We start from the raw sequence: 25,545 nt of genomic DNA on the forward strand, positions 1-25,545 counted from the left end.
TCGGTGCCTTTTTTGTTTTAGAACTCCTCGAGTCAGACTATGATGGGGCCACGCGAACGCACTAATAGTTTGGCTGGTCGCTGGAAGACTGATGGCCGATGAAACCCTCGAATGCCCTGAATGCGGCGAAATAAGCCACGATAAAGAGTGGTGTGACCATTGTGGAGCCCATTTGAAACCGGCAGAAAACCTCGAACCTGATTGGCTGTCCCCGGGTGAAACGCTCGAATGCGAGACTGATTCTGGCAAGCGAGTGGTTACGGTTAACGATGTGGTAGAAGATTTTGCCACACGGAAAGTCTTCACCGGCCGTCTTGAAGACGGGCAGCTGGTCTTTATCGAGCAGGCCGCGAGCGACCCGGATGATTTGGGAGATTTGCCAGAGGAGGTCAAGCACCTCTTCAGACGACCGTTCTACCGTGGAGTGCGTGGTGAATTGGTCACCGAGGTCTATCGGGATGTTGGCGGCCTGACCATTGAAGATCTCGTAGAGATGAGCAACCGACAGCTCTCGTATCCGCAGATTAAAGACCTTTTCGAGGTCGTGGCCGAGACGCTAATCTCTTGTCACGACGCGGGTTATATGGTGCTGGCCGTCGCTCCGTGGACGGTACGTGTGGATGGGATGATGGTGCCCCAACTCTCCGGCAAGGATGATGTTGAGACACCGTTTCCGGAATTCGCCGACGCAGCGCCCGACGAAGAGCTTGAAGACCTCTCAGATTCCGACGAGGAAGATTTTGGGGCGTTGGTGGACGTCATCGAAGATGTGGACAGCAACGACGATTTGAGTGCGTGGGAGATCCTCGATGAGCCGTCGAATGTGGTCGATGCACTGAGTGATACGGGCATCGTCACGATGAAGAATTTGGAGACGCAGACGCCTCCAGAAATGACGTGTTTGTTCGAGGGGCTCGACCGCGCCTACACAATCGGCCGAAATCCAGATGAAGTGCCCGTGATCATGGGATTTTCAGCGCCGGAGCTACTTGGAAGAGTTCGCGCGGATATTACTGAAGCTACCGACGTCTTTGGCCTCGGAATGTTGCTCTATTACATGGTGGCTGGGCGCCTTCCGCCCGCATCAGTCTACACGCGATATGCACCGGCTATCCCCGCTCGAAATTTCCGGCCAGGTTTTCCTCCTGGGCTGCAGGCTGTGATTTCGCGCGCCACGCGGCCAAATCCAGACGACCGTTTTCCAAACGTTGCGGCTTTCAGAGATGCGTTTCTCTCGGCCTGCGCAACCATGGAGCGGCGGGTTCCCAATCCAAGTGAGCCTCCAAGGTTTCGCATCGCTGTGGACACCCACGTTGGGATCAACAAGGGGCGCAGAAACCCCACGAATCAAGACGCGGTATTCGGGAAGTCGTCGGATGATGGGCGGTTTTCACTGATCGTCATCGCCGACGGAGTTTCCACGGCTTCGTACGGTTCAGGTGACCTTGCGAGCCATTTCCTCAAGGCGCGTGCCAAAGAGACCTGGGAAGAGATTCTTCCGATGTACCTGATGGACGAAGAGATCGATGAGATTCAGATCATCAACACGCTTCTTCAGCGGGCCAATCAAGATATTGTGGACCACGTCAACGAGCACCACACGCCGTTCTCTGGAAACCCACATGAAGTCATGGGGTCCACCGCTCTGGTAGCAGTGCTTCATAAGGGCGTGGTTACCCTTGCAGCCCTTGGTGATTCGAGAGCTTATCTCTTCACGAACCTCGGCTTGGAGCAGGTCACGACAGACCACAATCTCTCCACACTAAGCATTCTTGACGGTGTTCCTGCGGATAGCGCGCTGGCCATGCCTCATTGCGACGCGTTGGCTCGCTGCCTTGGCACGTTCTCCATCAATGGTGGCGTGCTGACATCTGTGAATCCGCAAGCCGACCTCTTTAAGTTTTCGTTGACCCGGGGCGATTTGCTTTTGCTCACGACGGACGGCTTGGTGGATTTTGGTGGGCCGAATCAAATTGCCGCTGAAGAAAATATCTACACCGTTTTGGCGTCTGAGCCGGACCCTGCGCTGGCCTGTTTGGAGTTGATTCTACTCGCCAACCGCGGAGGCGGTGGTGACAATATTGGGCTTGGAATCGCTCAGTTCTTCTAGAAGATTCTTAGCGATTTTCCCGCTGGGCATGCGCCCATTCAATAGTTTCTTGGGGAACCCAATCCGACGGGTGGCCAACGGGTTCGGCCGGGCCAGAAGTCGCGAGCGACGGATGGTAGGATTGAAGCCAGCGCACGGTATCCCTTAGGGTGAGCATCGGCTCTCTGGGCTCCCAGCCGAGTTCTCGTTGGGCCTTCGACGAGTCGATATACCAAAAGAGAGATGCCATCTCGACGCTGACCGGATCGAGGTCGGAGCGAACACCAAACATTTTGAGCGCTGTACTAAGCAATCTTGTGCCCTGTAGCGTAGCTTCTTTGGGCAGAGAAACTTTTGGCGCCTTGACCCCGCTTAGGGCTTCGAGTTGGTCGAAGAAGTCACCTAGCGTCCAGTTTGCGGCACCCAAGAGGTACGTGCCTTTCGCCTCAGGGGTCTCCATGGCGAGGATGAAGGCAGTGGCAGCATCGCGGACATCAACAAACGAGAGGCCGCCTGAGAGCTTCACTGGGACTTTCTTTTGTAAGAATAGGCTCACGTCGCCCGTTGAGCTCTCTCGCGTGTCTCCGGGGCCTAGAAGGAGCGTGGGGCGCATTTGAACGATGGGCATGCCATGATCTTCGATAAATCTGTTGCACACCTTCTCCTGAGCGATTTTGGAGAGGTAGTAGGGCCATTTTCGAGCGTATTGCTCCACGTAAGGCGAGCTATCGGTTGCAATAAACTCAGGATCATCACTTACGCCGACACAACCGCTGGTCGAGGCGACAACAATACGTTCGACCTTTTGGTCGCGAAGAGCGTCCAAGAGGCGGCGTGTTCCGTCGACATGGACGGCGTACATTTTATGAGCCTTGGAGGCGTCGCGTTCCACGAGTCCGGCACAATGATAGACCTTGCTCACTCCATCAACCACACGGCGAACATCTTCCGGACTATCGAGTGAGCCCTCGACGATCTCGACTCCGAGGTCCGAAAGTTCGAGGTCAAAATGGCGCGTCAACACCCGGACATTGGACTCACCGCGCTCGACCAATTGCTGGACCAAAGCGCGCCCAAGAAATCCGGTTCCGCCGGTAACGAGTGTTGTCATGTGTACTCCTTTCTACTGCTTAAATCGTACTTGAAGACAAGAGGCGAGGTTCATCCCTGAAGCTTGAACACGGCGCCAAATCTGGCCAAGAGGTCCGGCGAGTTTGTCTTAATGGTCCCGTTCATGAACTCGTCAAAGGACGGCACGTACTTTTCTTGAACGATCTTTCGGAAGATTTCCGGGGATGTCTTTACCACACAATCAGCCGCACCGTTCTTGGGTTTACCCTGGTAGATGCTGCAGTCGTTTGCGTTGACGACGATGGACCATTTTTGGTCGTCCGATGCTCCGAGGGTGAAATAGTAGGTTACGGGTTGATCGAGCTGATCGCGTTCGAACTTCTGGTTGAGTTCGGAGAAGAGCGGCTGAAGAATATCTTCCCCGCCTGTCTTCTTCACGCCGAGGTCACGCAAATCAACCATGGATTGGTAGGCGCTTTCGGCGATGAAATCCCAGAGATCGTTGCCGGTCGCTCCGTTTGACGCTTGGACCAATTTGGACGCCTCAAGTGGCTTGCCGATTCTCACCTTGAGCTTGCGAGAAGTAAGCGAAGGAAGAGACTTCCCTTTCGGAAGGGCGCGATGGGTGCCCTCGATCCATACTGGAAGGATGTCCACTTTCTGTGTGGCCACAAGAAAGCCTAGTCCGCGCCGAAACTTCCTCAACTTCCCGTCGCTAGCCCGTGTCCCTTCTGGGAACATGAGTAGGGTTTCACCTTTATCGAGCGCGTCGAGCGCGCCTTTGAGCGCGACATCCGGCGTACCGGCGCGCTCAACAGGGATGAGGTTCGTGAAGTTCTGGAAATAAGTCTTTCGGATCTTATTGGAGAAGAAATAGTCGGCTGCTGCGAGCGCGCGGATTTCCTTTCCAAAATCACCGAGCGCAAACTTCACAAGGCCCATATCCAGGTGGCTCGAGTGATTTGCGATGACGATGACGTTCGGGGAGTGCCACGGGATGTTGGCTTTCCCAGAGACTTGAACGTCGAAGTAGCCTTTGTACGAGCGCATCTGCGCCTCATGAAGGGCCTTCTTTCCGAGCTCCGATACAGGCGCTGGAACAGGAAGGCTCTCCACGCGCTCAGCCGTTGATTTCGGCTGCACAACGAGTGCTGTTTGGGTGCTCTGAGATGAGTTCTCTAGTGCTTCTCGCAGCGCCCCGAGTGTCTCGTGGCGAGAGAGTGCTTCAGCGGTAATGTAGATACTGCGCGCCTCGAGGATGCTCACAAGCTCGACAAACATCAGACTATCGAATCCGAGGTCGTCCACCAAATGTGTGTTGTGGTGGATGGCGGAGGCCTCTTTCCCGGCCAAAGTCGCGACAGCTTTTTCAAGCCAGACCCAAGCGTGGTCGGATTCGCCTTTGTCCACACTGGTCTCTTCAGCGACGAGAAGTCGGTCGAGAATCTCGAGAATCTCGCGGCGTTTGACCTTGCGTGTGGACGTTCTTGGGAAGACTTCGTCCCAGAATCGTAGGACTTGGATACGCGTGTGTGGTGTGCCTCTGAGGCCTTCAACTCGGATCCATTCACGGATGGATTTTCTGAGCTCGGCGATCTCCTCGGCACTCGCGCCTTCGGGCACGTCTGGGCGCACCAAGCAGGCGACTCGTTCTGAGCCGCGACCGTCCGGCAGGCCTACGATAGCAAGTTCCAAAACGCCTGGGGCTTTGCCATAGATGTCTTCGAGTTCGTCCGGGTAAACGTTCTTTCCGCCAGACGTCACAATGACTTCTTTTCGTCTTCCGACGATGGTGAGTCTTCCTTTGTCGTCAAGTGTGCCGAGATCGCCGGTATGCAGCCAGCCATCTTGCAAGGTCGATTTGGTGTCATCCTCGCGGTCGAGGTAGCCGAGCATGACGTTCGGTCCCCGCGCGACGACTTCACCCACGCCGTTTTCGTCGGGGTTGTGAATCTTGATCTCTACATGCGGGATACTCTTTCCGACACTCCCTGGCTTGAGCCCGTCTTGGGGTCGGCTGACAGTCAAAACAGGAGCTGCTTCGGTCAATCCGTAGCCTTCGTAGATGTCGAAGCCGAGCGCATTGAAAGCCTCAAGGACGTCCTCGGGGAGCGAGGCTCCGCCGGAGATCAGATATTTGATATGGTTTCCGAACGCTTTGTGTACGGATGAGAAGAGCAGGGGGCCAACGTTGACGCCACGCTTTCGCAGGTTTTGGTTCAACGCGATCATGTTGTCGAAAACAACTTTTGCGCTTGGGCCGGCCGCGTCCACTCGTTGTTTGATGCTGCGATGGAGGAGTTGCCAGAGGGCCGGCACCCCGATCAGTGCCGTTACCCGAGTGGCGTTCATCGCACTCTTGAGCTCTTCGCCCGAGAGTTCGTCAAGGTAGGTGACGCTTGCACCCTTTGAGAGGGGCATCAGGAATCCTGCCGAAAACTCAAAGGTGTGATGGAGCGGAAGCACACTGAGGAACCCGTCGCGGTCCGTGATTCTAAACGTGCCGTCGAGGCTGCTCAGGAGCGACGTAAAGTTCTGATGCGAGAGCATCACGCCCTTTGGGTCACCGGTGGTGCCCGAGGTGAAAATCAAACTCGCGAGGTTTGGGTCGTCCGTGGTTCTTGGTGCATCGTCTGGAATTTTGACTTCGGGTCCCGGAAGCTGAAGCGTGAGCAGCTGATTGTGGGTCAGAATGCGTGTCGGCAGACCAAGTGACGAAATCTCACTCTCGATTTCGGCCGCCATTCGATCGAACACTTCCTGACTTAAGACAATGGCATGCGCTCGGCATGACTTCGCGAGATTGATGACCTGATTCGGGGTGGATTCTGCGTCAACCGGGACAGCAATCGCGCCAGCCTTCAGAATACCAAAGTAAACCATGCCCCACTGAGGCCGATTCTCGCCAAGGAGGAGCACGGAGCTTCCCGTGGAGATGCCCATGGAGTTTAGAAACGACGCGACTCTCTCGGCGCGTTCCTTGAGTTCTCCATAAGTGTATCGCTCGACAATCTCACCGCCACGATGATGCTGAAGTGCAATATTTTGGGCGTAATTTGTTGTCGAAGAGTCGAAGAGCTCGACGAGGTCTTTGTAGGTGTAGGTCTCTCGTGGATCGCCTTTGAGCTTTTCTTCGAGATTTGGGAAGACCCATTTCTCTAGGCCCGGCGTGTGCACGTTTAGCCAGTAATGACGCCAGTCGAGGCTTTCTACAGGGCATCCGTAGAGATGGCGTTCGCTCGGATGAAGCATCTCGGAGAGCTTGAGTGCATTTTGAGCCACGAAAACATATTTGTTGTCGTGAATGAAAGGCATGAAGAGTTCGAAAATCTTCTCGCCAGTCGCGGTGAGCTTCTCGACCTTCTTCGCCTCGTTTCGCACGCTGCTGAGCGCCTTTCCAAAAGCTCCCATCTGCCGAGTCGGGAGTTTGTCGATCGCCGACCCAAAAGATTTTGCGGCCTTGTGCATGCCCGGAATGGATTGGCGTTTGAAGGTGCCTTCGTCCACCGTGATGGCGTCCATGCTGTTGATGACGAGCTTCTTCCAAGCTGGAACACCTACCTTCTTAGAGTGAATCTGGCGCGAGGCAAGTGCGCAGAGTTCCACGATTCGTGGGAGCGTCATCGGATTTCGGTCGCTCGTACCGCAGTGGTAGACGGCCTCGTGTCGGCTCTCGATGAGCGCTGCAGTCATTCCGATCATCAACCCGGTCACCCAGTCCACCGGAATCACGTCGAGTTTGACATCTGGCTTGGCGGGGATGAATCGGTGTCCCTTGTAAATCAGGAACATGATGGGAGCGGTGGTGTTCATGCCCTCGTTCCACCCTGGGAACGGGTAGGACATGGAACTCTCGATGATAGCAGGGCGGAAGATGGAGTACTCAACGTCGTCCGCGTGCTCCACGAGGAGCCGTTCCCCAAGCGATTTGGTATAGGTGTAGATATTGACCCAGCCCCAATGCTCGGCGCGCTTTCGGCCTTCGGTTGAGAGATGGCGTTTGATCCAATCGCGGCGCTCATTCTCGATCTCTTTTTCGACGGACTGTTCGTCGATGAGGCGGTTTTCCTTCTTCAGCCTGTCCTTTGCGGCTTTGACAAAGGTTGTGTGGCGCTCTTGGTCTTTTGAGAGGACCTTTGCGTGCTCGATCATCGCCAGGCAATCCTTGATTTCTCGGATCGCGTCGAAGTCCACTCCGAGCTCGTTGTGGCGTGGGTAGACGTCTTCCAAGGGAAGGACTTCCGGTGTCGGCTTTTGAGTGGAACCCGCCACGAATGCGGTCGAGACGTGGAGGAGCTTTGCGTGCGAGCCACCGAGCTTGATGAAATCCAGAATGTACTGCGAAGACATCGTGTTGATTCGCAAGGCGCTTTCGAGATTTGGATTGAAGTTCGTCAGACCGGCTGAGTTGACGAAAACGTCCAGAACACTGGAGATGGCGCGTGCCTCGTCCTCGGCGAGCCCCATGTGCAGTTGGGTGATGTCGCCGCCGAGCGGTGTGACTTTCTCCCTCAAGAACTCATCAAAACCTGCTCCGTAAATCTCCCGGAGCGGGTCGAAAACGGGCGATGAAATTACCTCATCGAGAAAGCGGTCATTTGCCGATTTGGTTTTCGACTCACGAATCAAAACGTAGAGTTGTTCGATATCTGGATGATACCTAAGCAACATCGAAATATAGACCTTGGCTAGGAATCCCGTGGCGCCTGTCACGAGGATACGCTTTCCGTGAAGTGATTTGCTTACGGAGAGTGAGGATCCCTGATCATCGTATGCCGACGAGGGAAGTGCAACGTCTGCAAGGTCATCCGTGGCGCGCACGACCTCGTGCGAAGGCTCGTGTGCATGCCCATTGATCTGACCATTGAGATGGCCGTTCGACTTGCCGTTTTTCTTACCGTTCTTTTCGTTCGACATTCCAAAACCTTTCCGTGAGTTCTCGACCTTAGATCATGTCCGCGATCAAGAATGGAGGGTGATGCATCATTGTGATTTCCGGCGAAGGTCCGTGGAAATCTTTTGCCATTTCAAGGGCGTCTTCCATGGTGTCAGCGGCGAGCCAACCCATGCGTTCAGGGACGTAGGAGTTTTCGGCTCCAACCACGATGACGCGCCCGATATGTGCGCGTCCGTTTTCGCCCCAGTACCACATGTAGAAAGGGTGGACGCCGTGATAGGCGTTTCCGCGCCGGTACATCTCGATGTAGTTCGGGTTATGGGCGAATTTCTCTTCCCATTTATGAGCCAGGACTTTCGAATCCCGCGTCTCTGAGAGGCAGAGATTGAAGAACTCGATATAGCTCGGGTGATGGTCTGGATCGAAGTCATCATAGCACGGGTGCGTGATGATGAGCGTTCCGCCCTTCTTGATGACCGGCTTACCGCGGTACATATTGAAGAAGTATCCGAGCGCCATCACGTGAACCAAAATAGGGTTCAGGATAGAGTTGACGTTGTACGGACTCTCGAAGGGGATTCCGTAGATCATGACGTCGGCTTGGCCTTCCATCTCCACAGCATGCTGTTGCCAACACTTTTCAAGGGTCTTGGCGTGCACAGCTTCGGTTTCACCTGCGTGTACACCCACCAGCCCGTAATCCGCGGGGATTTTGTGGAAGAGGGCGCGCTTTGCTGGACGAGGGACCCTCTCAAGCGCCTTTTGCATCGCCTTGAACTTGAGGTGGTCTGCGGGCGACCAGATATCCTCAGGCCTCGCCAAGAACATCAGGTTGTCGTCGTACATCTTGTTGTTCAAAGTGGTCTCAATGTGGAAGACATTGAGGTTCTCCCTGATCACTTTTCCGATGCGTTCGTTTGACGAGTAGAGCGCTGACTTCTCTGGATCCATGTAGGAATCGCTTGCCAGAATCGTCTTGGGATTGTGGTGGTGTCGAATTCCAGTGTAGCCGGCGAGCCCGGTGGCGATTGACTTATAGCCGCCGTTCATCGGGACGTAGTTGATGTTCACGTAGATGAGGAGGTCACTCTCCGCGGCCCTACGCACCATTTGGACTTCTTCGCCATGACGCGTGGTCCCGAGAATCACCATGTTTTCTTTATCCTCGCCGTCCATATTGTAGAGGCGGTGAGGATAGTATTTGTTAAAGATCTCGGAGCCGACCATGCGCTTGATTTCCGACGCAGTCATGGGTCGGTGTAGCGCGAGAGCAATGACCATCTCGTAGTCTTCGACCCCGTGGTCTTCCAGAATCTGGAGCACGACTTCCAACATTTGCTGACGCAAATCTGGAGTGCGCATCGGAGGCAGAGGTACCGAGATATCATCGATGGCGATGGTAACCTTCATACCTGGCTTGAGCTGGGCATAGAGAGGTTTTGCATCGCCTTCGGGATTGTTCAAGGCGTATCGAATGGCAGCTTTGCGGTTCTCGATGGGCTTCATCGGAGGCTTTGCGTAAACTACACGAGTTCCAGCCGGAAGCTTCACATTGATGAAGTCCTCGCCGTAATGCATGTAGCGGGGCACGGAGTCTTCGTCCAAAATGCGCACGCAACTATATGTCTTATCTTCGGCCATGGCCGTCCTTATTCAAATGGGGAGGGTGTTATTCCAACGTTAACACGGGCCATTGGTAGGCTCGCGCTGTGGTCTTTAGTCGGAAATCCGGATTTACAGCACATGGTTTTCCGACAACGGAAAGCAAGGGGAGGTCGCTGCCAGAGTCCGCATAAGCGAAAGATTCGTCGAGATTGAGGTTGTGCTTCTCGGCGTATTGGCGAACCCAGAGGGCTTTGTTCGCGCCAGCAAGCATGGGTTTGAGCAAGTTACCGGTGGCGACGTGGTCCTTGAACTCCAATCGGTTGGCCACAAAATCGTCCACACCTAGATAGCGCGCCAGCGGTTCGGTCACGAAGTCGAGCGCGCCGGTCACCAGGACTTGCTGATGGCCCTGTGCCTTCGAGTTTTGGATGAGGTCGCGCGCGCCTTTGAAAATATTGGGGCGGATCACATTTTCGAAGAGTTCTTCACCCAAAACGATGAGTCGGTCTTCGGTCAACCCCGCATAGTTCTTGTAGAATGCGTCATTGAACCATTTGCGGTCGTATTTATCTGCGACCCAGTAGAGCGGGAGGCTGGCTACCAGAGAGGCAGTTCTCTGAATTCTAGAAGTGATACTCGGGTCGTTGATTGCGTAGTATGCGTATGCGTGGACCACGTTGGTCTTGATCAAGGTGCCATCTACGTCATAGAAGGCCGCCGTTCGCCGCGCGGATTGTTGAGTCATACCTGTACTCCCTTTTGGGCCCGCTCCTTCAAACAACCAAAAAATCGTGAAAGGTGTGAGCAGGCCGAAATCAATAAGGACCGCATAAATACTTGTCAAGTTGGCATTTCTAATGACTCATGAGTCATGCCCAATATCGGGAGAACAAGCGAGACTAGGCACATGGATGCCTGCGTTGTATAGTGCCGATTGGTCGAGGATATCTGGTCTCCACGTGGGAAGTTAAGCGTGCAATCTGGACAAAATGTAATTGAGACGATTGGAGGGTTCTTCAGCGGAGGGTCTCGCTACCAAACCGAGAAGATCGCCGTGGTCGTCGTCTATGTCTTGATTGTCGTCGCCACAGTTATTTGGGTCGGCATGAGTCCGGACTCTGAAAACGAGTTGGGCGCCGGATATGGTTTTGAGATTCTGGAGCCGCTCAATCAGCAGATCTTCTTCCTCGAGAATAAGAGCGACGAAGATTGGAACAATGTGCGAGTCGTTCTGAATCGCAACTACCTCTACAAGGTAGAAACCATCGAAGCAGGAGCTCGAAGGGTCTTAAGGCCTGACGATTTCACCTATTATTACTGGGTTCCAAGGCCCTGGGGCCGCGATTCATGGGAAACTTTGGAAACCGATGCCAAGCCGGACTCGACGGGTCCCATGGATTTAAAGCCCAAGCTTCTAGAAGTTCGCGCGAATGAAGGGCGGATAAATATCGAAATTCCATGAGTGTGATCTTTGCCCCCGAGGGCCGCCCCGCCTCGATTTACGTCCATATTCCTTTTTGTGAGCGACTCTGTCCTTATTGCGATTTTGCGGTTGCGATTCGTAAAGAGATTCCAGAAGAGGACTACGTTCAGGCGCTTATCAAGGAGTGGGAAGCGAGGAAGTACAGGCTTAGCGGCAGAGAGCTGGTCAGTGTCTATTTTGGTGGAGGAACACCTTCGATTCTTAGCGGGGCCGCCATCCCAAGGGTCTTGGACTCATTTTCTAGTGTGATGAATGGTGTGCGCGAGGTTTGTGTCGAGGCAAACCCAACGAGCGTGACCGATGAAAAGATAAGAGCCTGGGCAGCGGCTGGCGTCACGAGGGTATCCCTTGGGGTTCAGACCTTTAGTGAGAGGTACCTGCGCGCGTTGGGGCGGAACCACGACTCCGACGGTGCGCTGCGCGCCGTGGAACTGCTTCTTGGATCTCCGCTGGATATCAGCCTCGATTTCATCGTTGGCGGCCCCGGAAATGATCGGGGCGAAGTTGAGGATGACCTGCGGCTGCTGGAGAAGTTTGGCGTGGACCATGTCTCGGCCTACCAGATGACCATCGAAGAGAACACGGCCTTTGGGAAGCAAAACAAGCGTGGCGAGCTCAGGGTTCCAAAGGACGATACTGTGGCAGAGCTCTTGGACCAAATGCGAGACGGCCTTGAGGCGATGGGCTTTGAACAATACGAAGTCTCCAATTTTGGGCGTGCAGGGGTGCGCAGCGTACACAATCAAAACTATTGGCGCGGCGGCGAGTATCTTGGTTTGGGCGTAGGTGCGCACTCTCTTTCCATCTCGGTTATTGCCGAGCGGCGCGCTAACTCGCGCAATCTCAAGGCATACTTAGCGGACCCAACCGAGGCCCACGAGCTCGAGACGCTCTACGATTTGGATCATTGCCGCGAAAGGCTCTTTCTCGGGATGCGTTCGATCAGCGGATTTGAGCTCGGAGCCTTGAGAAGGCAGTTTCCTCACCTGGATAACGACTACTTTGAACGGGTCGCTACTTCTCTTGCTCCCTTCGTGAATAGGGGGTGGCTTACGCAGGACGATGAGCTATATCAGCCCACGAAAGTAGGGCTCTATTTTTCCGATTCTATGGCTGAAGCAATTTTCGAGGTCGAATGAACGAGCACGTCCACAAGGTGCAGATTTACTACGAGGATACCGACCTTTCAGGGGTCGTGTATCACGCAAACTATCTTCGATATTTCGAGCGAGCCCGTGAGCACGTCATCGGCGCGGAGCGCCTGGTGAAGCTTCTGGAGGAGGGCGTGGCTTTTGTCGTCTATAAAGCGAGCCTCACCTACAAGGAGGGCGCGCGCCTCGGCGATATCATCGAGGTTCGCTCAACGTGGGTGAGGGAGAGCGACTACCGTGTCGTGTTCAAACAAAACGTTTGGAAGGAAGGGAAGTTGCTTGTCGAGGGCGAAGTCCAAATGGTCACGGTCGACCCAAACAACAAGCTCACGCCCCTTCCTCATTGGTAGAATTCAGAGCAGGCGGGTGATTTCTTCGACACTTCGTTGTTCAGCAAAGAAAACCTGCTGAAGCGAATCGTAGAGCTCATCATCGTTGTCCGGAAGAATCTGAAGGATGGCCCCGTAGGTCTCGGCGGCTTTCTTCTCGGTATTTAGGCACTCTTCGAGGATCTCACGGTAATCCGTGGTGTGCTTGATTGGCGCTTGGTCACGCTCAGTCACAGCGACACCCCCAAGTTTGACGATGGCTCCCCGAACTACGCTGGCATGGGTGAAAGACTCTTGCGCCTCGGCCGCGAAGAAGGGCTGGAGGTGCAAACGATGGATGCCTGCTACGTATGCCGAATAGTGGGCGTACATAATCTCTGCGCGCAATTCGAAGGCAAGGGCTTGGTTCAGGCTTTTGATAAGGGCTTCGTTTGACATGTCGTCTACTCCAATTGGAACTCAGAAATGAGATGTTCGAGCAATTGCTCACAACTTCGATGCACCATGTCAAAAACATCTTCAAAATGCGAGTCCCCATATCCCCAAGGGTCCGGAACATCTTGGCCTCGACCTTTGGAATCGAAGTCTCTCATCAGATGAATTGTGGCCTGTGGCGCGATCTTTAGGGCGTCGCGGCGATTGTTGGCATCCATCGCCACTAGAACATCGAATTCTTCCAAATGTCTGGCACTGAGCCTCTGAGCCTTTTGGCTGGAGATATCGGCGCCAAGGAGCTTCTTGACCGCTCTTTGTGAGCCGGGGTCAGGAGCTTCACCGGTGTGGTATCCACTGGTTCCGGAAGAATCGATGTCGAATTTGTCGGCGAGTCCACGCTCCTGAACAAGATGCTCGAATACCCCATGGGCAATGGGGGAGCGGCAAATATTACCCAGGCAGAAAAACATCACCTTAATGGGTGTTTGATTCATCAGAAATTAATGCGTCGGCAAGAGGAGTCGGGTTGAATGGCAACGCCATCCTTGTTGGTGCGCCAGAGATAGGCGAACTGATTGAGCATAAAGCACACGCCCTCGGCGGGGTCTGGAACCGTAGTGGTATCCAATACGACTTCCATGGCGTGAGTATCGTTCGGCTGGAACCTGTAGAGTTGCTGCTTAGGGCCAAGGGCCTGGTCCGAAATATTGGCTTCGCCAGGTTTCGGTAGATCTTCAGGCCAATTTTCTTCAGCGAACCCGGCATTAATCAAGTCTTCAAGTGTCATATACTTCTCACTGGTTAGAGTTGCGCGAGCGCATCACGAGTAGGTTGATGGTTAGGATCAATTCCAAGCGCTCGGGTAAACATATCCTTCGCGCGTCGAGCATCACCTTGATGCCACCGCACCATGCCAAGATAGTAGTAAACATCGACTTTATCGTCATCCCTTTCGATGTTCATTTGATGCAAAAGCAACGTTTGGAAGAGTTTTAGTGCCTGGTCCCAATCTTCTTTCTGGAAGGTGATCTTGCCAAGCGAGAGCAAGTTTGGAATGTACGAAGCATCCACTTTATGCGCCTCTTCGTAGGCTTGTAGGGCTTCTTCAACATTGCCTTTTTGTTCGGCAAGTTTACCCCGAAGGTGCATAAACTTCACCACGTCTTTCATCTTTCGATCGGCCTTGAGCTTCTCAATGACCTCAAGGAGCATGGGTTCCGCCCGATCAAACGCCTCTCCGCTGATATAGGCATCGAGCAGAGGTTCGATCACCTTCAGGTCCGCTGCGTCGAGCTGGTACGCCTTTTCCAAGGCAGCAATTCGCTTAGACGGATCCTTGAGTTTGTCGCGGGAGATGGCGGCCATTTCAAGGTAGGTGGCCTTTTTGGCTTCCGCATCAGCTTGGCCCGCCTCGAAGTCTAGAAAGCCGTAGAGCTGGTCCCACGCCCCGAGTTCTTCATAAATTGCCTTCAATTCCTTGAGTGCGTCTTGGTGCGAAGGATCGAGCTGAATGACCTCGATAAGGTCCGCACTCGCACTGGCGGGATCGTTCAACGTGTGGCGGTGGAGCAGGGCGCGCCTTAAGTAGACCGTTAGCCTCTGGGCGTTATCGGTCGCTACGTTGAGCTGTTGCTGCAGAATCGTGAGCAAACTCTGGTGGTCGCCGGCGGACTCGTAGATATCCCCGAGTGTGCTTAAGGCTTCCTGATGGCCTGGGGCAATCATCAACACAGCGTTCAGGTTTTCAACGGCCTTGATCGGGTCCCCGAGTCGATTGGCAAAGATATCAGCCATCGTGACTCGAAGTTGCGCAACGCGTTCCGGATCGTGCGATGAAGACGCGATAACACGGTCGTAGAGGCCGAGCAGGTCGTCCCATCGCTGCTCGCCAGTGTAGAGGCGGTCAAGGGCAGCAACGACTTCTGGGTGATTAGGGTCGATCTCCTGTGCCGCTTCAAAGTCGGTGATCGCTTGTGCGACGTCCGAGAACTTCTCGTAGCTAAGAGATGCGGAGCGAACCAGAAGGCTCAATCGCTCATTCGGGTCAGAGGTCAGTGTCAACTTGCGTTGGAAAACCTCCTGAAGTTCAACCCATTGTTCGGTCTCCGTGTAGAGCTCATCCAGGGCTTGAAGCACCGTTGCACTTTCGGGTTGGTATTCCAGAGCCTTTCGGTACGCGTCGATCGCTCCGAAGTTATCCTTGAGAAGAACTCGTTGGTATTGACCGATTCTGACGAAGAGTTGGAACCTCTCGTTTTCATCGAGCACAAAGTCGACAAGACGCTCGAGAAGTTCAACAAGCGAGACGTATTCCTCCACAATTTCATAGAGGTCCACAAGAGCGCGCATGATGGTCTGGTCGGACTCGTCGATCATTAACGCTTCACGATAGGCCTCGATTGCCCCTTCAAAGTCTTCCACGAAACTGAGGACCTTTCCGAGTTCAATCAAGGTGGTCTTTCGCTCAGTCGGGTCAAAGAGCGCCTCTGTCTTCTTCCGAAGTACGCGCGCGAGTTCGAGGTGGTTATTCTCGAGACGAGCGAGTTCTTCGAGCCAGTTTAGAGCCTCTTGATTCTCGAGATCGATCTCAAGTACCCGATGGAAGAGGCGTCTCGCCTCGTCTGGCTCGTTGAGTTTCTGGGCCCAACGTTTTGCAGCCACAAGCGAGAGTTCAAGCTCTCGGACAGGGTCGCTCAACTCAGCGATGATATCTTCGTAGAGTGCCACAAGCTCTTCATCGAGCCCGTTTTCATCGGCGAGCTTTTCGAGCCGTTCTTGAACTTCAGAGCTATTGGGTTCCTCTCTAAGAGATCGTCCCAGATAGGCATAGGCCACAGCAGGTCTTGCAAACACGCGTTCTTCGAGATCTGCAATACGCTCGAGGGTCAGCGCACGCTCAACATTTGTGTCCAAATGTTCCACACGAAGGTTCAGGATTCGAACGAGGCCTTCGGAGTCATCTGCAGATTCGTAGAGAGGAAGTAGGATCTCGCAAACTTCCTTTTGGACCTCTTCAACCTCGACAATTCGCTCCAAAGCAGCAATCGCGCCAGCATGTTCTGGCTCTTCAGAGACCACGGTTCGGTAGTGTTCCAGCGAAGTAATCGGATCCTCAAAGACGACTTCATGGAGGTAAGCCAATCGGTAGCGAACGTCATTGACGCGTGCGGGATTCGCAATGGTCAGCTCGCGTTCAAGGACGTCTCGCAGGTGGTTCCACTGATGCGTCATCTGATAGAGCCGGTCGAGGTAGTCAAGCGCTCCACCGTCATACTCGTCAAACTCCAACGCCTGCTCAAAATGAGAGATAGCGTCCTTAGCCTCGTCGAGTTCGAAGTAGAGGATGCCTAGCCTTCGATGAAGTGCCGCTGCACTCGCAGGGTCGGCGTCCATGGCATCCAGGCAGTCTTCGTAAACCGCAACGAGTTCGTCCTTGTTTCCAAGTTCCTCTGACAATCTCTCAATGTTTGAGCGCACATCTGGGGATGTCGGAGCGTCCCTGAGCGCACGCCCATAAGTCATAAACGCAAGGTTCGCGCTGCCCGAGTCTTCGTGCAGCCTTGCGAGCTTCAGATAGACACGCTCACGCTCCTCTGGGTCGGCCGAGTGCTCAAGTGCCACTTCATAGAGCTTGTCGAGCTCCTTTGCGTCTTCTGAGGCCTCATAGGCCTTCTCAAGCGTCTCAAACGCATCCGGATAGGTTTCCGGACGCTCAAGGAGGGTTGTCATGGCATCCCGAGCCATCACATTCTCAGGGTCCTCCTGAAGCACGGCATTGAAGCTTCCGAGTGCGTCGTAGGGGGCGTTCAGGGCTTCAAGCAAGACGTATCCCGCTTTCAACTCGAACACGGCGCGCTCCTGCCCACTGGTGCGATCTCGCTGCTTTTCCAGTACGTCCAGAAGTTCTGGCCAGCGTTCCGTAAGCTCATAGAGTCGGGTCAGAGCGTTGAGTGCTTTGGGGTCCGACGGCTCCATCACAAGGATTTGGCCCCATGACTCGATAGCTCTATCCCTATCTTGCAGGACTTCGTCCTGTAGGTTCGCGAGCTTTCTCAACACTGAGAGGCGCGGGGTGCCGTCGTCCACAAGATTGACCTTCAACGAAAGAATTCGTTCAAGTTCGTCGTTGAGGTTTTCCTGTTCGTAAAGCGATTCAAGAGTTTGCACGTACTCAAGTCGAGTGGGGTTGAGCTCGTGGAGCTTTTCCCAAGTTTGAATGCCGGAGTTAACATCACCGAGCACATCAACTTGAATGGACGCGATTCTTTTGAAGATGCGCTCTTGGTCACCTGGCTCGAAGACGTTTTCAGCCCGTTTCGAAAGGATTTCAACCAGGGGTTGCCACATCTCAAGTTCGCCCAAGAGTTTCTCAAGCTGCAACGCGGCTTCTTCGTGATTGGGCTCGAGCCGCAACACCTCTTGCCAAACCGCCACAGCGCTCTCGTGATCTTTGAGATTGTTCGCGAGGATATTCGCGGACGAGACCATCAAAGCCAGCTGCGCGTCGATATCGTCCGTCAGCTCGAGTCCGGAAAGGAAGAGAGATGGAAGTCTCTCCCACGCGTTCAACTCATCAGCAAGCTCTTGAACTCGATCAAAGAGGCCTTGGTCCCGAGGGTCAATCTGATAGGCGCGTGCCAAGAACGCCATGGCTTGCGAGCGTTCTTCGGCCTTTCGTGAACCGTCAAGGAGTTGTGCGAGTTGTCGGAAGATCTCGACTTTGCCTGGGATATCTTGAGTCAGCTCCACCTTTTGTTCCAAAGAACGAAGAACCTTCTCTCGGTCTCGACTTCGGTCATAGGAGTTCAAGAGGGTGTCCAAGATTTGCAAGCGTTGTTCTTCCCACTCGCCGTCTCGAATATCGAGGTCCCTGCTCAGGCCTTCCAAGGCACGACGCGCTTCGTCGTGCGATGGGTCGGTTTCCAGAATTTCTCGGTAGAGCACGAGTGATTCGTCTAGTTGGTCGAGCTCCGTCTCAAGGAGCTGGGCCAAACGGTAACGGTACTCGAGTTCTTCGTGTGTGTTCTGAGCTTGAGCTGCCTGATTCCGGTAGAGGTCGGCCAGGTCAAACCACCTTGCATTGTGATGGAGCAGACGCTCGAGCGCACGCTGAGCGCGTTTGTCGCCCGGGTCTAGACCAACGATCTCAGTATGAACATCGATTGAGGCCTCAGGGTCTTCAATCACGTCCTCATAAAGGCTCGCCAGGTGCTCTAGAACTTCCTTTCGGTCGATCGGGTCAACGATCAAATCCGCTTTTCTACGGTACAACTCGCCAAGATCTACCCATGACTCGAGTCTCGCGTAAATCCGTTCCAGCGCATCGAGAGCTTGTGCATTCTCGGGGTCGAGGAGTAGGGCGCCCTCCAGTGATTCACGAGCACTTTCAAGATTCTCAAGCCGACTCTCTTGGATGGTAGCGCACTCAAGGTTCAGCGCGACACGGGTCTGATCATCGACCTCAAAATTGTCCCGAAGCGTGGTCTCGTAGAGTTCCACCAGCTTCTCCCAACCCTGCGTTCGAAGGGCGGTTCGCTCAAGCGCCTCTCTAGCGTCGGGTTGGTTAGGTGAAAGCACAAAAACCTGTGCGTAGAGCGATTCCGCTCGCTCTAGGTTCTGACCCACCAATTCGGCCTCTCGCGCGGCATCCAAAAGTAGAGCCACTTTGCGTTCCGGATCCGTGGTGTCAGCAGCCTGAGCTTCGAGCGCATCGGCGAGTCTATCGCTTGCCTGAATGGCCCGGTAGTAGGGCTCTAGGAGTTGAGCAATCTCGGCGCGAAGTCCGACCTCTTCAGAAGTCTTGAAAATCACTTCAAGCGCATGAATCGTAGACTCTCTTGAAGGGTCCACGCTCAGGTTTTCCCTGAGGTAATCCACTGCAACCGACTCATTCAGCAAGAATTCTCGATTGAGAGTAGCGAGCTCCTCTCTCAAGCTAAGTGCTGTATCCGGGCCTGCCACTGCTAGTTGCTGGATGAGATGACTGTTCAAGCTATCCCAGTCCTCTTGAGCACCGTAGAGGCGTCGAAGCTCCTTGTCGGCGTCATTATCCTCAGGATTGAACTCAAGGACGCGGCGCCATGTCTGGGTCGCGCGAGCCTCGTCCTGAAGGAATTCTTCTTCGATGGTTGCGATTCGGCGCAGATGCTCGAGCGCGGTGTGATCTCCCGTGTTGATCTCGGCGTTGAACCGCGACTCCAACACGTCCACCAAATCGTGCCAGCGCTCCTCCGAGGTCAGTTGATGCGTCAAAAGCTCAAATGCGTCCGTGTGGAACTCATCGGCAAGCAATACCTCGCGGAGATGACGCTCAGCGTCATCGTGGCTTTCGAGTTGCTCCATATAAAGGAGCGCAAGCCTCAAATGCAGGTCTATCGCCGTCTCTTCAGCATGGGCCTCTAAAAGGGCGTCTTTGTAGGTCTGCGCCAACGCATCAAACGCATTGGTTTGGGCCGCGAGTGAAACGAGTTCATCACGAACTTCGTGGTTTTCAACGTCGAGCAACCAGGACTTCGCCAAGGTATCCTGAGCCGATTCGAGGTCGTTCAGGTGTTCTTTCTGAATTCGAGCGATTTCTCGAGCGCGAGCGATAAGGTCGGGACCCGTCTCTCGACTGAGGAGTCGTTCATGAATCGAGACCAGCTTCTCCCACTCTTGACGATTTGAGTATGCGGCGATCAGGTCAGGGGCCACATCCTCAAGTAGGGCCTCGTCTTCCGCCATCTCGGCCAATGCCTGGAGGGCGTCGTCAGAGCCTGGATTCCGGACGAAGATTTCCCGGTAGAGGTCGAGGGCTTCCTCCGTTGCGTAGAGTTCCTTCGCAAGAACCTCAGCAAGTTTGAGGTCATTTGCGTCCAGCTCCTCCAAGATTAGAAGCGGGCGTCTTTCTCGAAGGATCTCAGACAGCTCGGCCCACATGGACTCGAGCTCATATAGGCGTGCCAACTCGTCGAGGACACCGGTTGCATCAGGCTCTTGAACACGAACCTGATTCCAGACGTCGATGGCTCCTTGGATGTCACCGCTTCGGTCTTCACGAAGCCTAGCCAGCTTTTCAAGCGAAGAGCGACGAAGCTCCGGTTCGTGAACGTTTTCTGTAATTCGCTCTAGGATATCGGCCACGTCTTCCCATCGCTCTTCTTTTGCATAGAGGCGTTCCAAGGCGCCGAGCGAGACAGGATCATTGGGCTCAAGTGTGAGAACTTCGACAAATGCCTCAATTGCGGTGTCTGGCTCATCGACGATGTCGGAGTTCAGCGTCCCGATTTGGCGCCAGTAATCAGCCCGCGTGTGGTCTTCGCCAAAAACGGCCTGAAGCTTGAGGACACGCGTAAGGTTCGTCCAATCCTCGGTGGATTGATAAAGAACTTCGAGAGCTCCAAGCGTTTCGAGGTCAGATTCGTTCTTTTCGAGTGCTGTCTCAAACGCATCGATGGCGTCCAGCGGACGATCCAAGGAATCGTGAAGGAGCGTTCCAACTCGGCGCAAGATACTGCCCGCAACGATGGGGTCTGCGTTCTCAGCCGCTTCTTTGAGCGCGTCTACACAACGTTCTACCTGATCGATTCTCAGCGCGAGATCTTCAAGCTTTTCGCGCCTACCTTCGTCATCCGGGAGAATCTTGACCGCTTCAGCACATGCGTCAAAGGCTTCCTCGTTTCGTCCTTGCTCGGCAAGGAGCTCGGTGATCTCGTCGAGGAGAGCCACGCGTTCGAACACATCGGATTCGTCGTCCTTCCTAACACTGAGGACCGCCACAAGTTCAGCGCTCAACGCGTTGTCCCGATAATAGGGCTCGGTCAAGCGCCCAAGTGTAACACGAAGGGAAGTAGAGCCGCTTTCCGCCAAGGTTTGATCCCATTCTTCAGCGACGGCCACGAGCTCGTGGTCTGAAGGGTCGTCGATGAAAATCTGGCTAAGTGTGTCCACGCCCGAGAACTGGTCGGCCATTTCGTTAAAACGCAGTCTTGCAAGCTCGACTCTTAGCGCCTTCCGATACTCAGGATCTGAGGCCATATCGGCCTGCGAAGCGAGGTGTTCTCCAAGTTCGTTGAAGGACTCTCTATCTCGGAGGAGACGCCGAAGTTCGTCGGACGCCTTGCGATGCTCCGGCTCAATGAGGAGCAACTTACGATAGATATCCACGCCAAGGCCCGAGTCAGCGAGCACGTCATCACTGATGCTGGCGGCCTCGAGCAGCAGTTTTACCTGCTCGTCAGGGGTTTCCACCAAATCGGCTCGAGCCTGAAGAATCTTGACTAGCTCTTCATGCTTTCCGAGCTGCCGATAGAGGCGCTCAAGAGCTTCGACGTGCGCGCTATCAAGCGGGTCGTACTCGTACAAAGTTTCCCAGGCGCCGAGAGCCTTTTCCTTAAGGTTGAGTTGATACTCACGAATCGCCGCAAGGTGGCGCAACAAGTCAAAGCGAGTGGCACTCGCCGAGGCATCTGTGGGCGCAAAGCGCGAGAAAATTTCTTCGATTTCCACCCATCGATTGAGCTTTGCACCAAGCTGTTCAAGTCGTAGCCAGATCTCGGAGCGCTCAGCGTCGAGCTCAAACTGTCTGCAGGCCCGTTCAAAGGCTAGCGGAATGTTCTCGGTTCGTTGATAAAGTGGAATGAGCTCGTCGAGGATTTCTGCCTCTTCAAAACGATCTGAAGCCACGGCGCGTCGGGCTTCTAGCGCTCGAATGAGTTCTTCGGGCCGATCGTAATCTCGGAAGATAGGCTCAATCAATAGTGCGGCTTCGCGTGCCTGCTCGGGTTCAGAGAGCAGGGTTTCCACAGAAGTCAAAGCGCGTTCGTTTCGGGGATCTTCGGTTAAGACTTCAGCGTAGTTTCGAAGTGCCTCGTCAAAACGCCCTAGTTTCTCGCGGTTTAGGTCTGCGAGTTCAAGTATCGCATTAAGTCGATTTTCGGGGTCGTTTATCGCACAAACGTTGACTTCGCGGAGCAAGCACTCGTTGACGTCGTCCCAGCGCTCGTCTTCTCGATAGAGTTCCTTCATACCGCGAAGAGCACGCAGGTGCTCGGGGTCGATATCAAGAATCTCCTGATAGGTCTTACGGGCTGAATCAGACTCCCCGAGCGCTGAGCGTTGGACATCAGCAATCTTGGACAGTTCATCAACGAGGTCTTCACGCGCGGCACCACGTTCGGTGAGTACATCGATCTGGCGCCTGAGCACCTCGATTCTACGCTCGGATTCCCCGCTTTTGTCGAGTACCGACTCCAATTCCCCTAGAAACTCTAGGTCGGAGGGATGACGTTCGGTGAGTATCTCAAGGTACTTTCTCGAACTCGGCCAATTCTCCAGTTTTACGTATTCTTTGGCAATGAAGTACCAGAGCTGATCTTGGGTGGCGTCGTCGTCCACGTCTTTTGAGAGGTCCTCGAGGTTTTCGAGATAGACCTCCATCATATCGGTCTGAGCCGCGAGCTCACGCCCCGCCTCAAGAGCCTCAGAATCAGATGGGTTGAGCTTAAGTGACTCCAAAGCCCAGGTCAGCGCGTTAGCTTGCTCGCCTCGAGCAATCTCGAGCTCTCGCAGTCGATTTGTAGTTTGAAGCCTGACCTCTTCCGAATCCGAGTTCTCAAGGATCACTCGGTTCATCGTGATCTCTTTCTCCACGTCGCCAGTCTTCGCGTACCAAGGGAGTAATTCCGTGGCCACTTCCGTATGTTCCGCGGAATCGCCCTTTGCTTCTTCGCGCAGGGCCTCGAGGCTCATGATGACTCGCGAATCGTCCTCCAGGTCTTCTGCCGCGAGCGTCGCCATTCGGCGATAAATCGGACGAGGGTCGGATTGGCTCGGAGCGAGGTTATCGAGCAACTCGAAATACACGTCGAGCTTGTCCTGGGCTCGATAGACCTCGTCAAGACCTTCGAGATCCATCGCTCGGATCAGAGACCCAGTCAAAGACGCAAACGCTTTGACGTGGCCGGGCTCGGTTTCCAATATCTGGCGCCAGATAACGATGGCCTCGTCTTTTTGACCCAAATCGTTGTGAAGTATCTGTGCTGCTTCCTCGAGTAGCGAAATCCGATCTCCCTCGGAGAGCTCGGCTCTTCGCTTCAAGAGGTCAACGAGGCGCTCAGGCTCATTCGAACGGCGCACCATCGATTCGAGCTCGGCAAGGCTTTCGGCATCTTGAGGGTCGATTTCTAGAATTCGTTCGAGTACCGGGATCACCACGGCGGGCTCACGAGTCTTTTCCGAGGCCAAGACGCGAATCTCTTTGAGTCGCTTCAACTCGCCTTCTGCATCCTCGAGAGCAGCTTCTCGACAGAGGATCTCCACCAACGACTTGAAATCACGGCGTTGCTCATAAACTTCTTTAAGTTTTGAGAGGGTAGGGCCATGTGTCGGGTCGATGTCCAGGATTCGTTCAAGGAAAGGTAGAGCCTGTGTGACGTTCCTGAGATTGTCCTGCCAAATCGTTGCGGCCTCATCCAGGCATTCGATAGCTTGCGCGGTGTTCCCAGAGGCAATCGCACGCTCAGCACGCTGCTCCAGAATATGGGAGAGATCGTTGTACCTTCTGCCTGACTCGAGCAGAGATTTCAGTTTAGTGAAGGCATCTTGGTCATCTGGGTCGACTTCGAGGATCGACTGCAAAGTTTGAATGACCATAGGTTCAAGCCGCAAATGCTCTTCATAGATCCCGGCCATTTCGTGCAGAAGTTCAAGCTTCTCGGCGCCTTCCTGTGATTCGAGGTCTTCTTTGTAGACATCGATGAGTGCGCTCCACTTTTGATGCGATTTGTAGAGCGTTCGCAGCTCGTTGTGGGCGTTTTGGTCGTCGGGCACCATACGCTGATAAGATTTCCAGACGTTGATGGCCTTATCGGCACTACCCATCTGGTTTTCAGCGAGCTCGGCGAGTCGGCGCGTGATCTCGAGTTTTTGGTCGTCGGACTCTGCTTGTTGTTGAACGGAGCTAAGCAAAGCAAAGAGTTTTGGCCACTCTTCCTCCTGCTCGTACCATTCCTCATAGAACGCGAGCACGGCAGGATGTTCTGGATTCAGGAGCTTTAGCCGTTTGAACCAGTACTCAGCGCGTTCATAATCACCAAGAACGTTCCAATGCAATCTTGAGATGGCCAACATGGCCGTCTCCTCGCCGTCTTTCTTTCGCAGGCGCTTGAGTGCGTTCTCCAACGTTTCGTCCACGTCTTTGGACCGCGATTTGACGTCGGGATGCTCGAGAACAAAGTCGTATAGCTCGACGGACTCAGGATTTTTGCTGATTGCTTTGAGCAATTGGTCAAGGCTTTCGAGGTCCACCTCGCCAGAATCCCCTTCTTGCCGCTTGGCCAGATCTTCTTCGATCTCCTTCTTTTGGATAGGAGTCAGCATCTGAGTGGGTTCGCGATCCTCTGGATCGGAATCCTCGTCCAAGTCTTCTTCTTCGGCTTGTTCCTCGGCCTGTTCTTGCTTGGCTGGTTCTTCCTCGGCTTGTTCTTCTTCGGCTTCTTCACGCGCGTCGGACGTGTCCAAATGAACCGGTGCCATCACGGAAACTACGGAGTCCTGCGGCTCTGGTTCGCGCCCCAAACGGTCCAGAACACCGTCTCTGAGTGACTGAGCCTCAGGGTTTCTCGCATCCAGCGTTAAAGCTTCTCGAGCCCATTCGAGTGCGCTCTCGAGGTCGCCGCCCTCGCGGAGCGATTCCCATTTGGCAGCCCGGATGAGCTTCTTGGCGGCTTCCTTTGTGTCTCCGTCCCTGAGAAGCTCGTGGCCACGTTTGACCTCTTCTTGAACTTCGGTGTGAAGTGAGGATTTGCGTGTGTAGATCTCTTTGAGGTCTGCAGCCAGTGCGTTATTCGAATCGAGCTCGATCGCTTGGTCGAGAACTTCGAGCGCCTTTTTGAGGTCTCGAAGGTCATCTCCATAAATCTGTGCGGCGCACGTCAAAGTGCGGCTTCGCTCGATAGGCTCCGTTTTAACTTTAAGTTCGAGCTTATAGAGCAAAATAATGCGCTCAAAATCTGAACTCTTTCGATAGATCGCTCGCGCCCGATCTAAACATGTGACGTCGGCAGGGAACACCACATACGACTCTTGGTATGCTTTCATCGCCTCATCACGGCTTCCCGCGTAGTTCATGAGCGCGTCACCGAGGGCCACGAGGAATGGTCCACGTTCTTCAGGTTCTGTGACCTGCTCGCCGATGTACTTCATCCTCTTGACAAGATTCGTCCCAAATTCCGGATCGCTCCCGAATTTTGAAGACGCGTCTTGGTAGAGGCGCATGAGTTCTCGCCAGTTTCCACGCTCGGCGTAGAGCTCTTGGAGAGCGGCGAAGGTGTCGTAATTGCCGGGTTGTTCCCGCCAGAGAATCTCAAGTTCGTTTAGATCGGTGGCCATCAACTCCATCCGTGCGGAAGTGGTTGAGAAAAGTGATGCTAGCTTCTGAGGCGCGCGGATCGTATCAGACGTATACTAGGGCCGCAACGCGCGAGTGGTTGACATTGCACGGTGAG

Annotated in this window: 12 protein-coding genes; 4 read left to right on the plus strand and 8 right to left on the minus strand. The window is 54.2% G+C overall.

Annotation, left to right across the window (positions count from 1 at the left end; all coding sequences use genetic code 11):
• The first annotated feature begins 91 nt into the window (after positions 1-91).
• Positions 92-2,110 carry a protein phosphatase 2C domain-containing protein gene (locus FRD01_RS00965; RefSeq protein ID WP_146956792.1) on the plus strand — a complete coding sequence of 673 codons (2,019 nt, stop codon included), beginning with the start codon at positions 92-94 and terminating at the stop codon, positions 2,108-2,110.
• 7 nt (positions 2,111-2,117) lie between these two features.
• On the opposite strand, the gene FRD01_RS00970 is transcribed toward FRD01_RS00965, so the two are convergent.
• Genes FRD01_RS00970 through FRD01_RS00985 form a run of 4 tightly spaced genes read right to left on the minus strand, consistent with a single transcriptional unit; the run spans position 2,118 to position 10,407 of the window.
• Entirely contained in the window at positions 2,118-3,200 is a 1,083-nt protein-coding gene (locus tag FRD01_RS00970) for an NAD-dependent epimerase/dehydratase family protein (protein ID WP_146956794.1), read from the minus strand.
• A 50-nt stretch (positions 3,201-3,250) separates the two neighbouring features.
• Positions 3,251-8,077 carry an AMP-binding protein gene (locus FRD01_RS00975; protein ID WP_146956795.1) on the minus strand — a complete coding sequence of 1,609 codons (4,827 nt, stop codon included), beginning with the start codon at positions 8,075-8,077 and terminating at the stop codon, positions 3,251-3,253.
• Positions 8,078-8,105: 28 nt separating this feature from the next.
• Complete coding sequence (gene larAH / locus FRD01_RS00980) at positions 8,106-9,698, minus strand: NPN-dependent hydroxyacid isomerase, LarAH14/15/16 family (protein WP_146956797.1); 1,593 nt, start codon at positions 9,696-9,698, stop codon at positions 8,106-8,108.
• 28 nt (positions 9,699-9,726) lie between these two features.
• Positions 9,727-10,407, minus strand: a complete 681-nt coding sequence (locus FRD01_RS00985) for an HAD family hydrolase (protein WP_146956799.1) — start codon at positions 10,405-10,407, stop codon at positions 9,727-9,729.
• 228 nt (positions 10,408-10,635) lie between these two features.
• Here FRD01_RS00985 and FRD01_RS00990 point away from each other — a divergent pair, with 228 nt between their 5' ends.
• From FRD01_RS00990 to FRD01_RS01000, 3 genes are read left to right on the plus strand one after another with little or no spacing between them, the layout of a single operon-like run.
• Positions 10,636-11,124 carry a hypothetical protein gene (locus FRD01_RS00990; RefSeq protein WP_146956801.1) on the plus strand — a complete coding sequence of 163 codons (489 nt, stop codon included), beginning with the start codon at positions 10,636-10,638 and terminating at the stop codon, positions 11,122-11,124.
• A complete protein-coding gene (gene hemW / locus FRD01_RS00995) occupies positions 11,121-12,284 on the plus strand; it encodes a radical SAM family heme chaperone HemW (RefSeq protein ID WP_146956803.1) in 1,164 nt (387 codons plus the stop codon). Before FRD01_RS00990 ends, hemW begins: the two co-directional genes overlap by 4 nt.
• Entirely contained in the window at positions 12,281-12,646 is a 366-nt protein-coding gene (locus FRD01_RS01000; protein ID WP_146956805.1) for a YbgC/FadM family acyl-CoA thioesterase, read from the plus strand. The genes hemW and FRD01_RS01000 overlap by 4 nt, the downstream gene beginning before the upstream one ends.
• A 3-nt stretch (positions 12,647-12,649) precedes the next feature.
• Here FRD01_RS01000 and FRD01_RS01005 read toward each other — a convergent pair whose 3' ends face one another.
• Genes FRD01_RS01005 through FRD01_RS01020 form a run of 4 tightly spaced genes read right to left on the minus strand, consistent with a single transcriptional unit; the run spans position 12,650 to position 25,429 of the window.
• On the minus strand, positions 12,650-13,063 hold the full coding sequence (locus FRD01_RS01005) for a ferritin-like domain-containing protein (RefSeq protein ID WP_146956807.1): 414 nt from the start codon (positions 13,061-13,063) through the stop codon (positions 12,650-12,652).
• A gap of 5 nt (positions 13,064-13,068) precedes the next feature.
• The gene (locus FRD01_RS01010) at positions 13,069-13,554 is read right to left on the minus strand and encodes a low molecular weight protein-tyrosine-phosphatase (protein WP_249755898.1); all 486 of its coding nucleotides are present in this window, start codon (positions 13,552-13,554) and stop codon (positions 13,069-13,071) included.
• Positions 13,554-13,847: a hypothetical protein gene (locus FRD01_RS01015; RefSeq protein ID WP_146956811.1), complete on the minus strand. Its 294-nt coding sequence runs from the start codon at positions 13,845-13,847 to the stop codon at positions 13,554-13,556. The genes FRD01_RS01010 and FRD01_RS01015 overlap by 1 nt, the downstream gene beginning before the upstream one ends.
• 14 nt (positions 13,848-13,861) lie before the next feature.
• Positions 13,862-25,429: a tetratricopeptide repeat protein gene (locus tag FRD01_RS01020; protein ID WP_146956812.1), complete on the minus strand. Its 11,568-nt coding sequence runs from the start codon at positions 25,427-25,429 to the stop codon at positions 13,862-13,864.
• Positions 25,430-25,545 lie beyond the last annotated feature (116 nt).

The sequence above is a fragment of the Microvenator marinus genome, from assembly GCF_007993755.1.
Lineage (GTDB): Bacteria > Myxococcota_A > Bradymonadia > Bradymonadales > Bradymonadaceae > Allomicrovenator > Allomicrovenator marinus.